This window comes from Nocardiopsis sp. iso_40 (genome assembly GCF_056173285.1).
Genome location: NZ_CM149666.1, coordinates 3,417,228 through 3,432,714, shown reverse-complemented (window position 1 = coordinate 3,432,714; position 15,487 = coordinate 3,417,228). Strand labels below are relative to the sequence as shown.

Sequence of the window (15,487 nt, the reverse complement as noted above, 5' to 3'; positions counted from 1 at the left end):
ATGCCGGTGCCGGTTCGGCCCCCTGCTCGCAGCAGCGCCGTTTTGGGCAGTGTGCTGACATGGTCAAGACCCCCAGGTACGAGGAAGCCGTACTCAAGGTTCTCGGGCACGGGGCGCGGTTCCTCAGCTGCCGTGAGATCCACCGGGAGATGGAACGGGCACTGCCCTCCGCCCCGGGCAGCCCGAGCCTGTCCACCGTCTACCGCACGGTCCACCGGATGGCGCAGGAGGAGCTGCTCGACACCGTCCACTCCCCGGACGGGGAGCGCCTGTACCGCCGGTGCCGGACCCCGTCCCGGCATCACCACCTGTTCTGCCGACTCTGCGGGAGGGTGGAGGAGATCGCCCACCTCGCCGAGGTCGCCGAGGTCGCGGAGAGGGTCCGGGGCACGAGCGGGTTCGGTGAGCTCGACTACTCCTTCGAACTGACGGGTGTCTGTCCGCGCTGCCGCTGAACCGTCCGCGGTCCGCCGCTGACCCGTCGGCCCCTCAGACCCGCCCCGGTCGGCACCGGCGGGGTTCCGCGATCACCGTTCGACGCGGTAGGCGCGGGCCTGGATTCCGTACAGCTCGGCGTAGCGCCCGCCGAGCTCCATCAGTTCGGCGTGGGTGCCCTGCTCGCAGATCCGGGCTCCGTCCATGACGACGATGTGGTCGGCCATGCGCACGGTGGAGTAGCGGTGCGAGACCAGGAGGGTGATGCGGTCCCGGTCCCTGAGGGCACGGGCGCGCTCGGCGTACCGCTCGAACAACAGGTGCTCGGTCTCGGCGTCCAGGGCGGAGGCGGGCTCGTCCAGGAGCAGCAGCAGCGGGTGGTCGCGCATGTAGCCGCGGGCGAGCGCGACCTTCTGCCACTGCCCCTCGGACAGTTCGGCCCCCTGGGCCCAGGTGTTGCCGAGCTGGGTGTCCAGCCCCCGGTCGAGCCCCTCGACCAGGGTGCGGGCGTCGGCGCGCCCGACCGCCCGGTCGACGGCGCTCTCGTCCCCGGACCGGGGCAGGTCGCCCAGGCCGACGGACAGCCGCAGCGGGTACTCCAAGCGCGCGAAGTCCTGGAAGGCGCCGGAGAGCCGCCTGCGCCAGGCGTCGGCCGCCATGCCGGCCAGGTCGTGCCCGTCAACGAGGATCCGCCCGGAGTCGGGTTCGTACATCTTCGCGAGCAGCTTGACCAGGGTGGACTTGCCCGCCCCGTTCTCGCCGACGACGGCTACCACCGCTCCCGCGGGCAGGTCGAGCGTGACCTCGTCCAGAACCGGCCGGTCCGTCCCGGGGTAGCCGAAGGAGACGTTCTCCAGGGTGATGCCGGAGCTCATCCGCTCGGGTACCGGCTCCACGGTCCGCTCGGCGGAGGCGGCGGCCAGCTCCTCCAGCCACAGCAGGCGGCGCCCTCCCTCCAACCAGATCGTGCGCAGGAAGTGGACCTGGTTGAGCGTCTGGCCGATGTACTGGGCCAGGCGGCTGCCGGCACTGAGCAGCAGGACGACCTCGGCCGCAGAACCGCCGCCCAGTGCCGTCCAGGCGAGGGAGCCCATGAACGCGCCGCCGAAGACCGCCAGCGCCGCCGCCCGCCACGCCGTGGTGGTCCAGCGGGCCCGGGACACGGCCCGGTGGCGTGCGGCCCAGGCCTGGTGGCGCCCCGCGCGCACCCGTTCCCGGGCCCGGCCGACCCGCAGCTCACGTCCGGGGGAGGCCCTGGTTCCGAGCAGGAAGAAGTGCCGCGCCAACCGCTCGTGGTGTCCGGTCCTCTCCTCCAGCGCGTGCTCCACCCCGCCCCGCCAGTGGGAGACCAGGGCGGTGGGCACCGCGAACAGGCACAGCAGCCCGAGCAGGGGGTGGACGGTCATCAGCAGGGCCATGGTCAGGCCCAGGCGCAGCAGGGCGCCGATCGCCTGGAACAGGTACTGGTAGACCTCGCTGAGCGTGTCCGCGTGGTCGCGCAGCAGCTGGGAGCGGTTGACGTAGGCGGGGCGCTCGTGGTGCTCCAGGGAGGGGACGCCGCTCTGCAGCCGCACCACGTGCGCTTCGGTGAACACCGCGGCGCGGTCGGCGAAACGGCGGTTGGCCCGCTCACTCACCACGCGCAACAGCCAGCTCAGGGCGGCCAGCGCGCCCAGGAGCACGGCGGCGGTGACCATGTCGACGGGGCCGCCGGAGACCACCGCCTCGGTGAGCATCGCCAGAACGGCGGCGATCAGCACGTCGGGCAGGGCGGTGCCGACCGTGGTGGCGAACGCGACGGCGATGAGCCCCGGTGAGGCCGTCCAGCCCAACCGCAGCGTGCGGGCCAGCGCCCGCCAGGAGGAGGGCAGGGGGTGGTCATCGGTCGGCACGGCCGGCTCCGTCCTGTTCCTCGTTGAACCGCGCGGCCTGGAGGCGGAAGAGTCGTGCGTAGGTGCCCTGGAGGGCCATGAGTTCGTCGTGGCTGCCGGTTTCGATGACCTTGCCCCGGTCCACGACGCAGATCCGGTCGGCGCGGCGGACCGTGGAGAAGCGGTGCGAGATCAGGATGGTCGTGCACCCGCGGGTGGCTTCCAGCACCCGGTCGAAGACCTCGGCCTCCCCGCGCACGTCCAGTTGGGCCGTGGGCTCGTCCAGGACCACCACGCCCGCCCCTTGGCGTACGGCGCACAGCACCCGGGCCAGGGCGACCCGCTGCCACTGCCCGCCGGACAGGTCGGTGCCGTTGGCGTACCCGGGGGAGAGCACCGTGTCCAGATCGCGCAGGTCCGTGGCCCCGGCGACCGCCAGGGCGTCGAGGACCTGTTCGGGGGCGGCACCCAGGGGGGCGACGTTGTCCCTGAGCGGCAGCTCGTAGCGGACGAAGTCCTGGAAGACGGCGCTGAGGCGGCGGCGCCAGGACTCCACGTCCAGGTCCCTCAGGTCGGTGCCGTCGACCTCGACCGTTCCCGAGACCGGGTCGTAGAGGCGGCACAGCAGCTTGACGAGGGTGGACTTGCCCGCGCCGTTGACGCCGACCACGGCCAGCGAACCCCCGGCCGGAACGGTGAGGTCGAGACCGTCCAGGACCGGCGCGGACATGCCCGGGTAGGAGAAGGTCACGTCGCGGAACCTGATCTGCGCCGCGGGCATGCCCTCCGCCGGGGCCCGCCCGGAGACCACACCGCGGGCCGCGGTGCTGGCGGACATCGCCTGCTCCACCCGCAGCACCGACGCCACGCCGTCGGCGGCCAGGGACAGGGCCCAGTTCAGGCCGCCGAAGGCCAGGGCGCTCGCGCCGACGGCCGCGTAGGCGAAGGTGCTCACCTGGCCCAGGCCGACGGCGCCCGAGGCGGCGTCGCCTCCCAGGGACCAGAAGAACAGCCCTCCCGAGACGGCCAGGACCACCACGGTCCAGCGCATCGGCTTGCGCCGCAGCCGGGTGGCCTGCCAGCGCAGTTCGACCAGGGAGCGCCGGTCCGCGGCGAAGCGGTCGGTCAGCCAGCTGGCCAGGCCGAAGAGCCGGATCTCCTTGGCGGCGGGTGAGTCCACCGCCAGCCGGTAGGTGTACTCGGCGCGGCGCTGGGCGTCGAGGACCTCGCCGGTGCTGCGGTCCCACCGGGTGCTCTCGCGCAGCAGCCAGTGGGTGGAGAGCCAGGCGCCGCCGACCAGCAGCGGCGCCCACCAGGCGTAGGCGGCCAGGACCACCGCCTGGGCCAGGCCCGCGACGGCCTCGACCAGGCCGCCCGCGATGATGCCCATGGACAGGTGCAGGGGCGGGCCGACCATCCCGAGGTCGAAGTCGCGGGCGGCGGTCAGTTCGTCCATGTGCTCGCGGTCCTCCAGGTGCGCGACACCGTCCGGGGTATTCGCGGCCACGAGCAGACGGTCGTGCAGGCGGTCGGAGACGTGTTCGCCCAGCAGCGAGCCGACCTGGGTGTGCAGGGGCGTCGTGACCTGCATCAGGACGAAGACGACACCGATCAGGAGCAGCGGTGTCCGGAGCGGGGCGCCGTCGGCGACGGCGCCGACGAGCACGCCGACCGCCACGACGAAGACGGCGGGAAGGACCCCCTGGAACAGGATCAGTGCCCACCACGCCGCGGTCAGCGCCGGGTGGGACTTCCACAGGGTGGCGAAGAAAACCCATTCCCTCCGTGCCCTGAACAGGGTCTTCGGGCTGCTCTTCTCGGGGCGCCCCACTTCTTCGGAGGCAGGGAGGGTCACCCTGTGCACCGTCCTTTCCCATGTCGGTTCTCGATTTGCGGACAGGCCGTCTGGTGCGCCTGCCAGGCGCGGGAAAGGAGGGCAGCGAAAGGCGGCCGCCCCTTGACGGATCAGCGACGTGCGAACCTATCTCCGCTTCCGTCCCGGGGTCAATCGGATATATTCGGTAAATGACTTAGGGAGCGCTCCCACCAGGCCTTCGGAGTTTTCCGCATTCCTGGTGCGAACCCTTCGGTCCCGCGGAGCGGCCAGGCGCGCCCGGGCGGAGGGACCGGAGGAGCGTTCCGCGGAGGGAGGCGGGCGACGCGGGCCGCGCACGGGCACTGCTCCCCGCCGCCGGTACGCACCGCCCGCGGGGAGGGCGACGGAGCCCCGGTAGAGCCCCGGGGCTACTCCCCGGCGCCGTGGTCGTTGTAGGCGCCGACGCGTTCCTGGCCGGTGAGGCCGCCGATGGCGTCCATGATCCGGTCGGTGATGACCCGGCGGGCCCTGGCCGGAGCCAGGTGGTCGAACCCGGTGGAGAAGTCCATCGGTTCGCCGAAACGCACGGTGAAGGGGCGGGGGCGCGGCATGTTCGCCCCGATCGGCTGGACCTCCTGGGTGCCGCTGAGCCCCACCGGCACGACCACGGCCTTGGACTCCAGGGCGAGGTGGGCGACGCCGGTGCGGCCACGGTAGAGGCGGCCGTCGCGGGAACGGGTGCCCTCGGGGTAGACCACGCAGGCCTCGCCGGCGTTGAGCCGGTCCAGCATCATCTCCAGCGACACCATGGCGTCGCGCGCGTTGCCGCGCCGGACCGGCATGGCCCCCAGGGAGCTGAACACGGTCTTGCTGAGCCTTCCCTTGACGCCGGGGGTCTCGAAGTAGTCGGACTTGGCGAGGAAACGTACCCGGCGCTGGGTGACCGAGAGGGGGATGACGACGCTGTCCACGAAGGACAGGTGGTTGCTGGCCAGGAGCACCGGCCCGGTGGCGGGGACGTTGTCACGGCCCTCGATGGTCGGCCGGCACAGGGTCCGGGCGAGGACCGCCGCGGTCTGCCGCAACGCACCGTAGAGCACGTGTTCTCCCTTTTATCGTCGGACGGAGCCGACCTCAATGTAACGGTGACCGGGCAGTAACAATGACTTGCCGCACACGGAGTGCGCTGCGTCACGAGGCTAACCGGAGGGGCCCGGAAGGAGGGACACCGGCCCCCGGGAGCCAGCCCCGTACACCTGCCCGACACCCGCGCGCCCGGCTCCGTCCGCGGCCGAACGCGCGCCCGCCGGCCTCAGCCGGAGAGCCGCCAGTCGGCGTTGGCACCGCACACGACCAGGCACGGGTTCTCACCCGGAACGCGCCCGGCCAGCCAGGCGGCGAAGGGGACGGCCGCGGCGGGCTCGGTGGCGATACGGAACTCCTGCCACAGGCGGGTCTGCGCGCTGATGATCTCGGCGTCGCTGACCAGCGCGGGCGTCACCGGATTGGCGCGCAGCACCTCGAAGGGCACCCGGCCCAGGGTGGCGGCGCCCAGGGCGGAGGAGGCGACCGAGTCCACCGGCGTCCGGACCGGGTGGTCGGCGGCCAGCGCGGCGTGCATGCTCTGGCAGCCCTCGGGCTCGACCGCCACCACACGGCGGCCCTCGGCGCCCAGGCGCACACCGGCGGCCAGACCGCCGCCGCCCACGGCGACCACGATCGAGTCGCACTCGGGCGCGTCGGCGGCGACCTCCAGACCGACGGTCCCCTGGCCCGCGACCACGAGCGCGTCGTCGAAGGCGTGCAGGTAGCGCACACCCTCGGCGGCGGCCCGCTCCAGGGCGGCCTCGGCGGCCACCGCGTAGTGCTCGCCGACCCGGACGATCTCCGCACCGGTGGCCGTCAGCGGCTCGGCCTTGGCCGCGGGCACCGTCTCGGGCACGTACACCGTGGCGCGCACACCCAGGATCCGCGCGGCCGTGGCCACCCCCAGGCCGTGGTTGCCGCCGGATGCGGTGATCACCCGCTCGGTGGGCTCCCCGCCCATCAGGGCGTTGAGGGCGCCCCGCAGCTTGAACGCCCCCGTGAGCTGGAGCTGCTCCAGCTTCAGGGTGAGGGGGCGGCCGTCGAGTTCGGTCCGCAGCACCGGGGTCCTGCGGGCGTGCGGGGCGATGCGCTCGGCGGCGGCGCGGACGTCGGTGGCCGTGGGCACGGCGGGCGCGGTCGTGGTGCTCATGTTCCCACTCTGCCGCTACCGAGCATTAACTTAAAGTTGGGTCTGCTAAAGAAGGTTAAGCAGATCTTTGTATCAGTATTTGTATTGGATCGAGGAGGAGGGACGTTCCGTGCTGGACGCCAACAGGGTGCGGGTCCTGGTGGAGATCGCGCACGCCGGATCGATCGCCGCCGCCGCGGACCGGCTCTCCTTCACCCCTCCGGCCCTGTCCCAACAGCTCACGAAACTGGAACGCGAGGTCGGGTGCGTCCTGGTCGAACGCGGTCGCACCGGCGCCACCCTCACCGAGGCCGGACGGGTCCTGCTCGAACACGGCGAGCGCGTGCTGGGCGAGCTCCGTGACGCCGAGGCCGCGGTCCGCGCCGTGGCCGGAGACCGCCCCGGTCGCCTGTCCCTGGGCGCCTTCGCCAGCGCGGGCAAGGTCCTGCTCCCCGAGGCGCTCGCCGCCTTCGGCCACGAACACCCCCACGTGCGCCTGTCCCTGTCCGACATCGAACCGCCAGGCGGCCACGGCCTGGTCTCCTCCGGCGACCTCGACCTGCTCGTCACGCACCGCTACCCGGGGGTTCCCCTGCCCCGCAGCGGCGGTCTGCACCGCGAACGCCTCCTGGTGGACCCGCTCGTGGCGGTGGCGCCCACCGGCCACCCGATCGCCGACAACGAACTCTCCCTGGCCGACCTGGCGGGGGAGGAGTGGATCTGCGGGGCGCCCGGCATCCACAACCGGATCAGCCTGGACACCGCCGCAGCGGCTGCCGGTGTGCGCCTGACCGTCGCCTACGAGACCCGCGACTACGAGGTCGCCCTCGCCCTCATCGAGGCGGGGGTAGGTGTCGCCCTGATCCCGCGGAGCATCCTCGGCGCGGCGCGCGGCGGCGGGTGGGTCAGCCGGCCGCTGCGCGGCACCCGCCTGGCCCGGGAGATCTACACGGTGCACCGGAGCCGCCCGCCCGAGCCGGTGCCCGCCATGGTCGCCACCCTGCGCCGCACCGCCGCCCGCGCCCTCCGGACGGGCCGGGCGCCGGAACCGCACGGGGACGGCCCCGGGCCCGACCCGCGATGAGTTTCACCGCGGCCGGGAGTCCGTAGGGGGAGATGATGCCCTGTATCCCGACGAACGGAGCAGCCCGTGTCCACGACCACCCGCAGCCCTTCCGTGGCCCTGCCGATCGACGACCGGGGGAGGGCGATGGCCTTCTACCGCGAGGCCTTCGGTTTCGAGCCCGTCGGTGAACCCGCCGAGGACGGCGTGCCCGAGCCGCTCATGTTCCTGATCGACCAGCGCACCGTGCTGCTGCTCATCCCCAGGGGCGGTTTCGGCTGGGTCCTCGGCGACGGCCGCGAGCTCGCGCGGACAGGCACCAGCGAGTGCCTCATGGGGATGGCCGTTGCCGACGAACGGGAGGTCGACGACCTGGTCGAACGTGTCCGGGGCGCCGGGGGAGAGGTGCTCGCCGAACCCGAGCGCAAGCCCTGGGGCTACACGGCCCTGTGCGCCGACCCGGACGGGCACGTCTGGCAGGTCGTGGTCCAGCCCTGACCGGGTCCCCGCCCGGGGTGCTACAGCGGCGGCGCCCCGGGCGGGCTCGGGGCGTTCCAGCGGTAGCGCAGGGACAGCACCCGCGTGCCGAAGCACACCAGCGCGCCCACGATCGCGATCCACCCGGCGGAGAACCCGACCAGGTCCGCGGCGACCACGATCCCCGCCGCGAGCATCGCCGGGATCGCGTACAGGTGCGAGTTGGCGCTGAGCACCGTCGGTATCCGGTTGAGCAGGACGTCGCGGATGGTGCCCCCGCCCACCCCGGTGATGACACCCAGCAGGACCGCCTGGAGCGGGCCGAAACCGAACTCCAGGGCCTTGGCCGCCCCGATCACCGCGAACAGGCTCAGCCCGGCGGCGTCGAACAGCAGGATCGGTTTGGACAGGTGGGTGAGCTGGCTGCTGAGGAAGAACGCCAGCGTCCCCCCGGCCAGCGCGGTCACCAGGTACCGCCAGTCCTGGAAGGTCGCCGGGGTCTCACCGAGCAGGACGTCGCGGATGATGCCGCCGCCGATGGCGGTCACCACCCCGAGCGCCATCACCCCGACGATGTCGACCCTCGCGGTGCGGATCGCGGTCAGCGCCCCGTCGAGGGCGAACGCGAAGATCCCCATGAGGTCGAGGAGGAGAATAATGTTCTGGGTGGACATGCGTGTGCGCCGGGGCGGCGGTTCCTTTCGGTTCGGGCCGGGTGCCAACCAAGAAGTACAGCACGGAAGCCACCCGATCGCCGCATGTCAGCGTGTCTTAGCGAGGAATCCCGGGGCTTCAGCCCCGGGAGGAATCGCCCCCAAGACTAGGTAGAGCGCCGCTCGATCCCTGGAGCACCGGGACCGGGACGTTTCTGGTTCTCGATGTACTCCCGCACGATCGACATCGGCGCCCCACCACACGAGCCGACGAAATAGGACGGCGACCAGAAGTGTCCGTGCGTGCTGGCACGGTTGACCCGTCCGGTGAACTCCTGACGAAGCCTGCGAGCAGACACACCCTTGAGCGAGCCGACCAGGCGAGACAACGCGACCTTGGGCGGGTAGTGCACCAGCAGGTGGACGTGGTCAATCTCGCCGTTGAACTCGCGCAGTTGCGCCCCGAAGTCGGCACACACCTCGCGCATGATCTCCTCGCATCGGGTGAGCAGGGCGTCGTCGAACACACCCCGGCGGTCCTTCGGTGTGAAGACCAAGTGCGCGTGGAGGTTGTAGACGACGCTTCTTCCCCTGCGTACATCGGGTTCTTGTTCCCATCGCGGTGACATAGATCAATGCTGCGATGCGGTGGTGTCCACGATCGTGGTGCAGCTCAAGCTCACGTCTTCGCCCGGACAGGCGGCGGCGCTTGAGGCAACCCTGCACACGGTCAACGAGCAGGCCAACCGTGTTTCCCGGATCGCCCACAGCGAAGGTGCCCACCGCAACTACGCGCTGCGCAAGCTCGTCTACGCCGACGTGCGCGCGGCCGGTGTCGGATCCCAAGCAGCGCAGCACGTCGTCAAGAAGGTCGCCGACGCCTACACGACGTTCAAGGCCAACCTGAAGGCCGGGAACTATGGAAAACCCGGGTCGAAGCGGCGCAAGCGCGTCGAGGAAAAACCGATCGTCTTCCGGTCGGACGCCGCACAGCCCTACGACCAGAGGAACCTTTCCTTCTGTGTGGACGCCCGCACGATCTCGTTGTGGACTGTCCGGGGACGGTTGAAGGACGTGCCCTTCGCTTGCTCACCTGATGCGGCCAAGGCCTTGGGCGAGCACAAGCGTGGAGAGTCCGATTTGCTGTATCGGGACGGCGTGTGGTTCCTGTCCGTCACGCTCACCGTGCCCGACGACGAGGAGTATGACCCGGAGGGATTCCTGGGTGTGGATCTGGGGATCGTCAACATCGCCACCACCAGTGATGGCCGTGTCATGGCCGGGCGCAAGCTCAACCGGTACCGCAGGCGGCAGCAGCGTCTACGCCAGAAGTTGCAGGCCAAGGGCACCACGTCCGCCAAACGTGTGTTGAAGCGGCAGCGATGCAGGGAATCACGCGTTGCCAAGGACGCCAACCACTGCATCTCCAAACGCATCGTGGCCGAGGCTGAACGCACCTCGCGCGGGATCGCCCTGGAAGATCTTTCGGGCATCCGGCAGAGGGTACGGCTTCGCAAGCCCCAACGGGTCACGTTGCACTCCTGGGCGTTCGCCCAGCTCGGGAGCTTTATCGTCTACAAGGCCAGGCGGGCGGGTGTGCCCGTGGTGTTCGTGGATCCGGCGTACACGTCCCAGACGTGTAGCTGGTGCGAGTACCGCGAGAAGGGCAACCGCATCAGTCAGGACTCCTTTGTCTGCCGGTCGTGCGGCGTCGTTGCGCACGCCGACCGGAACGCTTCCCGCAACATCGCCTACCGTGGTGGGGTTGTATGGAACGCGGGGCGGAAGTCACACGTCCCACCCGGATTCTAGGATCGGGGTAAGACGCGGTGGACGTTCCTGGCAGCCAGTCAGGTGTTCAACCGCAAGTTCGGTCCTTCAGGGCCGAGAGGCTGACAGCTGCGAGGCGCCCCACCGGCCGACCCCGGCAGGCTCCACGAGCGAGCCGACGGGCCCGGGCCGGGCCCGGCCCCAGCATCCCCCTCCCGGGCCCGGCACCCGGGGCCCCGGGTACGCGTGTCGGCTCTTCCCTTGGACCCCTCCCCGGGGACACCATCGTGGTTGGCCGCCGGGTCCGAGCCGGTGGCCTCTCGGGAGGACCTCATGGAGCACCTGGACGCGATCGTCATCGGGATGGGCCCGGGCGGCGAGACGGTCGCCGACCGTCTGATCACCGCGGGGCGACGGGTGGCGGTGGTCGAACGCGACCTCGTCGGCGGCGAGTGCGGTTACTGGGCCTGCATCCCCACGAAGGTGCTGCTGCGCCCCCCGGAGGTGCGCGAGGAGGCGGTCGGCGCCGCCGGGGTCGGGGACCCCGCACTGGACTGGCCCGCCCTGCGCTCCTACCGGGACCAGATGATCCGCCACCTCGACGACTCCGCGCAGGTCGAGGGCTACCGGGAGCGCGGTGCCCTGGTCCTGCGGGGCGCCGCGCGGATCGTGGGCCGCGACCCCTGGCGGGTGGCGGTCGGCGACACCGAGCACACCGCCGGCCACGTGGTCGTGGCCACCGGGGCGAGCGTGCAGGTCCCGCCGATCGACGGGCTGGACGGCCTCGGCCCCGACGTGCTGTGGACCAACCGCGAGGCGACCACCCTGACCGAGATCCCCGGGAGCGCCCTGGTGGTCGGCGGGAGCGCGGTCGGTGTCGAGCTGGGCCAGTTCCTGGCCCGGATGGGCACCCGGGTCACGATCGTCCAGCGCGGGCCCCGGCTCCTGGACCGCGAGGACCCCCGGCTGTGCGAGCTCGTCAGCGACCAGTTCGACCGGGACGGGATCACCGTCCGCCTGGACAGCCAGGTCGAGTCGGTGGCCCGGGAGGGCGACGGCGTCGCCGCGGTCCTCTCCGACGGTGAGCGGGTCCGGACCGACGTGGTGGTCCTGGCCACCGGGCGCAGGTCCCGGGCCGGTGAGCTGGGTCTGGCCGAGCTCGGTGTGGAACTGGACGGGGCGGCGCTGCCGGTGGACGACCGCTGCCGGGCCGCCCCCGGGCTGTGGGCCGTCGGGGACGTCACCGCCCGGGCCATGTTCACCCACGTGGCCAAGTACCAGGGGCGGGTGGTCGCCGACAACATCCTCGGCGCGGACCGGGCGGCCGACTACACGGCCGTGCCCCGGGTTGTGTTCTCCTACCCTGAGGTCGCGGCGGTCGGGCTGACCGAGGCCCAGGCGAGGGAGCGGGGGATCGACGCCGTCACCGCCGAGACGGACCTGACCGCCGCCCTGGCCCGGCCCTGGACCATGGACACCGACCCGCGGGGATCCCTGGGGCTGGTCGCCGACCGCGAGCACGGCGTCCTGGTGGGGGCCTGGGCGTTCGGCGCGCTGGCCTCGGAGTGGATCCACACGGCCGCGCTCGCGATCCGCATGGGCCTGCCGATCGCGGCCCTGCGGGACACGATCCCGCAGTTCCCGACATTCAACGAGGGCTACCTGGTCGCCCTGGAATCCCTCGATATCTGAGCTGTGGGGGAGGGGCCGCCCGCCGGAACGGCGGGGCCGCCGCTCAGCCGCGGAGGGCGGCGGCCTCCTCTGCCTCCACGCTCCGGTTCCACTCGGCCTTGGATGCCTGCCAGCCGTCCTCGTTCCGGCCCAGACGCCAGTAGCCGGACACCGACAGGCGTTCCTTGGGCAGGGCGAGTTCGACGCGTAGCAGGCGGCGCAGGTCGCGGACGAAACCGGCCTCGCCGTGCACGAACGCCTGGACGTCCCCGGGTGGGAACTCCAGGGCACGCACGGCCGGGACCAGTCGTGACCCCGGGATGCCGTCGTCACGGTGCAGCCAGTGCACGCGCACACCCTCGGCCGCGGCCAGGGGCTGTTCCTCGCGGGCGTCCTCGACCTCGACGAACACGTGCGCCGGGCGCCCCTCGGGCAGCTGTTCGAGGGCTGCGGCGATGGCGGGCAGGGCGCTCTCGTCCCCGGCCAACAGGTGCCAGTCGGCCTCGGGGCCGGGCGCGTAACCGCCACCGGGGCCGAGCAGGCGCAGCCGGTCGCCGGGCTCGGCACCGGCGGCCCACACCCCGGCCAGGCCGACCTCGCCGTGGTGGACGAAGTCGATGGTCAGTTCACGGGTGCCGGGGTCCCAGGCGCGCACGGTGTAGGTGCGGGTGAGGGGCCACTCCGAGCGGGGGAGTTCGGCCCGGGCGGCGTCGAGGTCGAAGGAGTCGGGATCGTTCGGACCGGGCGGTGGGAACAGCAGCTTGACGTAGCTGTCGGTGGCGCCGCCGGTGGCGAACTCCGACAGACCCTCACCGCCCAGGACGATCCTGATCATGTGCGGGGTCAGCTGCTCCACGCTTTCGACCCGGCCGGTGTGCACGGTCCTCTTCGGACGCGCCTGCCGCTCCGTCACGGCGTCCCCTCTCGTCAAAGTTAGGTAAGCCTAACCATGCATACAGTAGGACACCGTGTCGGAGCCGGGCAAACCGGAGGAGCGGGGCGGCCACCCGGCCCGGCCGGGGCACCGAGCGGTCAGGTCGGGGCGGCCACGCGCTCGGGCCGGGTGAAGGCCTCGTGCAGGCCGGGGTCGCGCTCCTCGGCCCCCGCGCCCAGCGCCGCCAGCCAGGCCGCACCCCCACAGGTGCACCCGGCCAGGATCACCGGGGCACCGGTTCCCATGGTGAGCTTGTGGGTCAGCGCTCCGCGGACCGGCGCCGAACGGGTGAGCACACCGCCGGACAGGACCACGGGCAGGGGCTCCCCGGGGACGCGCACCTGGTGCACCGACTGCGCGAGGTGGCCCGCGGCGGCGTTCACGATCACCACCGCCGCCTCGTCGCCGGCCTCGTAGGCGTCGGTGACCAGCGGAGCGAGTTCGGCCAGACCGACCGGGGGAACCGCGTTCAGGGCACGGGCGAAGTCGCGCGCGTGCTCCTCGGGCCACTGGTCGGTGCCGCTCGGGCGCTGCCCGGGGATGACCTGTTTGGCCACCGTGCGGGCCAGCGGACTGAGCTCACCGCCGCGGCTGAGCTGGCGGGCGGTCTCCCGGGCCGCCTGGTGGCCGATCCAGAAAGCCGACCCCTCGTCACCGATCAGCCAGCCCATGCCGTCGGCCGACCTGCCGCGGCGCCGGTCCTCGATCCGGGCGGCGATCGCCCCGGTCCCCGCGACGAGGACGGTGCCGTGGCGCTCGGGGGTCCCGGCGGCGAAGGCGACGACGTCGTCACCGGTGAACTCCCGCCCGGTCGGCGCCAGTCCGGCCTTGCCCAGGGCGCGCTCCAACCTGGTCCGGACGCTCCCGTCGCGCAGCGCGGAGTACCCGGCCAGCCCGACCACGCTCGCCGCCACGGCCTCGCGCGCGCCGGGCCCGGCCCGGTCCAGGGCGGTGCCGATCGCCTCGGTCAGCTGCTCGCCCGCCTGCTCGGGGCCGCGGGTGTTGGGGTTCGCTCCCCCCGCCCAGGCCTCGCCCAGGCGTTCGCCGCGAAGGGTGGTGACCAGGGCACGGGTGGTGGTGCCTCCGGCGTCCACCCCCACGACCAGTCCGGGGGCGTCGGGAGGCGTAGGGGTCTCTTGTGTCGTCACACCCGGAACCTGCCCCGGGCGGGACCGGCTTACTCGCCCTTGACCCGACCGGGGCGGCCCCGTGCCCCGAGCCGCCGAGGAGACCGGCACCACGGCTAAAACCAGTGGCCGCCGCTCCGGGAGCGCTGGTATTGCTTGCCCTATGAGCGAGAACCAGAAGGCGGACCCCGCGGCACCGACCCCGGGGTGGCCCGTGCGCCACAGCGACACGGACGAGTTCCCCAGGGCGGCCAGGGTCTTCGGCCAGGCCCTCCTGTCCAGCGAGGACTTCAACACCATGCTGGGCCTGATGCGCCCGCTCCACGACGCGCTGGGCTACGAGCGCCTCCTGGTGGCGGTGGACGACAGCGAGGGCGAGGAGGAGGTCATCGGTACCGCCAACCACTTCCCCTTCGAGATGACCATGCCGGGCGGCCCCGTCCCGGTGGCCGGGGTGACCGGTGTGGGTGTGTGGCCCACCCACCGCCGCCGCGGAGTGCTGAGCTCGCTCATGCGCCGCCAACTCGCCGACATCCACGCCGACGGTGTGCGCTACGCCGCCCTGTGGGCCTCCGAGGGGTCCATCTACGAGCGCTTCGGCTACGGCAGCGCCTGCACGGAACTGTCGACGGGCGTCAGCCGCCCCCACGGGACCCTGCGCGCCGATGCCCCCCGCGACCCCGCCCTGCGAGTCGTCCTGCGCGAACCGGAGCGGGTGCGCGCCGACCTGGAACGGGTGCACGCCGCCGTCGCCGCGACCCAGGTGGGCCAGTTCCGCCGCACCGGGCCCTGGTGGGACCGGAGCCTGCGCGACGACGCCGCCCAGCGCGGAGGCAGGGGCCCGCTGGTGGCCGCGGTCGTGGGCGGCCAGGACGGACCCGCGGGCTACGCCCTCTACCGCACCAGGAACAGGTGGGCCGACGACGGCGCCCAGGGCGAGGTGCACGTCCAGGAGATCACCGCCGACTCCCCGGCCGCCTGGACCGCCCTGTTCGAGCACCTGTTCAGCCGGGACCTGGTCGCCAAGGTCGTCTTCGACTCCCTCCCGGCGGACTGCCCGCTGCACCACCTGCTCACCGACCGGGGCCGGGCCGTCGCCCAGCACCACCCCTCCCTGTGGGTACGCCTGGTCGACATGGTCGGCGCCCTGTCGGAGCGGCCCTACGCGGCCCCCTTCGATGCCGTCCTGGCGGTCACCGACCGGTACGCGCCCTGGAACGCCGGACGCTGGCGGGTCAAGGCCGGAGCCGAGGGCGCCCGGGTGGAGCCCGCCGACGGGGCCCCCGACCTCTCCCTGGACGTCCACCACCTCGGCGCCGCCCACCTCGGCCAGGCGTCGCTCACCGGATACCTGCGCGCGGGGCTGATCACCGAACACACCCCCGGGACGGTCGGCGCCCTCGACACCGCCCTGCACCGGTTCGACGCACCCTTCTGCGGGGTCGTCTTCTAGTC

14 protein-coding genes are annotated in these 15,487 nt (G+C 72.5%); 6 read left to right on the top strand and 8 right to left on the bottom strand.

The window, feature by feature from the left end:
- The first annotated feature begins 59 nt into the window (after positions 1–59).
- On the top strand, positions 60–455 hold the full coding sequence (locus AC0VYD_RS15060; protein WP_475476164.1) for a Fur family transcriptional regulator: 396 nt from the start codon (positions 60–62) through the stop codon (positions 453–455).
- A 72-nt stretch (positions 456–527) separates the two neighbouring features.
- Here the strand turns inward: AC0VYD_RS15060 and AC0VYD_RS15055 are convergent, their stop codons facing one another.
- From AC0VYD_RS15055 to AC0VYD_RS15040, 4 genes are all read right to left on the bottom strand, one after another.
- Positions 528–2,327 carry an ABC transporter ATP-binding protein gene (locus AC0VYD_RS15055; protein ID WP_475476163.1) on the bottom strand — a complete coding sequence of 600 codons (1,800 nt, stop codon included), beginning with the start codon at positions 2,325–2,327 and terminating at the stop codon, positions 528–530.
- A complete protein-coding gene (locus tag AC0VYD_RS15050) occupies positions 2,314–4,161 on the bottom strand; it encodes an ABC transporter ATP-binding protein (RefSeq protein ID WP_475476162.1) in 1,848 nt (615 codons plus the stop codon). Before AC0VYD_RS15050 ends, AC0VYD_RS15055 begins: the two co-directional genes overlap by 14 nt.
- A gap of 389 nt (positions 4,162–4,550) precedes the next feature.
- Complete coding sequence (locus tag AC0VYD_RS15045; RefSeq protein WP_452545387.1) at positions 4,551–5,222, bottom strand: lysophospholipid acyltransferase family protein; 672 nt, start codon at positions 5,220–5,222, stop codon at positions 4,551–4,553.
- A gap of 212 nt (positions 5,223–5,434) precedes the next feature.
- Complete coding sequence (locus AC0VYD_RS15040; protein ID WP_475476161.1) at positions 5,435–6,358, bottom strand: serine/threonine dehydratase; 924 nt, start codon at positions 6,356–6,358, stop codon at positions 5,435–5,437.
- 109 nt (positions 6,359–6,467) lie between these two features.
- Between AC0VYD_RS15040 and AC0VYD_RS15035 the strand changes: the two genes are divergently transcribed.
- Positions 6,468–7,421 carry a LysR family transcriptional regulator gene (locus tag AC0VYD_RS15035; RefSeq protein ID WP_475476160.1) on the top strand — a complete coding sequence of 318 codons (954 nt, stop codon included), beginning with the start codon at positions 6,468–6,470 and terminating at the stop codon, positions 7,419–7,421.
- A 66-nt stretch (positions 7,422–7,487) separates the two neighbouring features.
- On the top strand, positions 7,488–7,898 hold the full coding sequence (locus tag AC0VYD_RS15030; protein ID WP_475476159.1) for a VOC family protein: 411 nt from the start codon (positions 7,488–7,490) through the stop codon (positions 7,896–7,898).
- 20 nt (positions 7,899–7,918) lie between these two features.
- On the opposite strand, the gene AC0VYD_RS15025 is transcribed toward AC0VYD_RS15030, so the two are convergent.
- The gene (locus AC0VYD_RS15025; protein ID WP_475476158.1) at positions 7,919–8,551 is read right to left on the bottom strand and encodes a trimeric intracellular cation channel family protein; all 633 of its coding nucleotides are present in this window, start codon (positions 8,549–8,551) and stop codon (positions 7,919–7,921) included.
- A gap of 146 nt (positions 8,552–8,697) precedes the next feature.
- Positions 8,698–9,159 carry an IS200/IS605 family transposase gene (gene tnpA, locus AC0VYD_RS15020; RefSeq protein ID WP_475476157.1) on the bottom strand — a complete coding sequence of 154 codons (462 nt, stop codon included), beginning with the start codon at positions 9,157–9,159 and terminating at the stop codon, positions 8,698–8,700.
- A 19-nt stretch (positions 9,160–9,178) separates the two neighbouring features.
- Here tnpA and AC0VYD_RS15015 point away from each other — a divergent pair, with 19 nt between their 5' ends.
- Positions 9,179–10,342, top strand: a complete 1,164-nt coding sequence (locus tag AC0VYD_RS15015) for an RNA-guided endonuclease InsQ/TnpB family protein (protein ID WP_475476156.1) — start codon at positions 9,179–9,181, stop codon at positions 10,340–10,342.
- Positions 10,343–10,633: 291 nt separating this feature from the next.
- Complete coding sequence (locus tag AC0VYD_RS15010) at positions 10,634–11,992, top strand: dihydrolipoyl dehydrogenase family protein (RefSeq protein ID WP_475476155.1); 1,359 nt, start codon at positions 10,634–10,636, stop codon at positions 11,990–11,992.
- Between the two features lie 43 nt (positions 11,993–12,035).
- Here AC0VYD_RS15010 and AC0VYD_RS15005 read toward each other — a convergent pair whose 3' ends face one another.
- Positions 12,036–12,884 carry a siderophore-interacting protein gene (locus AC0VYD_RS15005; protein ID WP_475476154.1) on the bottom strand — a complete coding sequence of 283 codons (849 nt, stop codon included), beginning with the start codon at positions 12,882–12,884 and terminating at the stop codon, positions 12,036–12,038.
- 119 nt (positions 12,885–13,003) lie between these two features.
- Positions 13,004–13,999 (bottom strand): N-acetylglucosamine kinase, encoded by a 996-nt coding sequence (locus AC0VYD_RS15000; protein ID WP_475480272.1) that lies wholly within the window; start codon positions 13,997–13,999, stop codon positions 13,004–13,006.
- 196 nt (positions 14,000–14,195) lie between these two features.
- On the opposite strand from AC0VYD_RS15000, the gene AC0VYD_RS14995 reads away from it, so the two are divergent.
- Entirely contained in the window at positions 14,196–15,485 is a 1,290-nt protein-coding gene (locus AC0VYD_RS14995) for a GNAT family N-acetyltransferase (RefSeq protein WP_475476153.1), read from the top strand.
- Positions 15,486–15,487 lie beyond the last annotated feature (2 nt).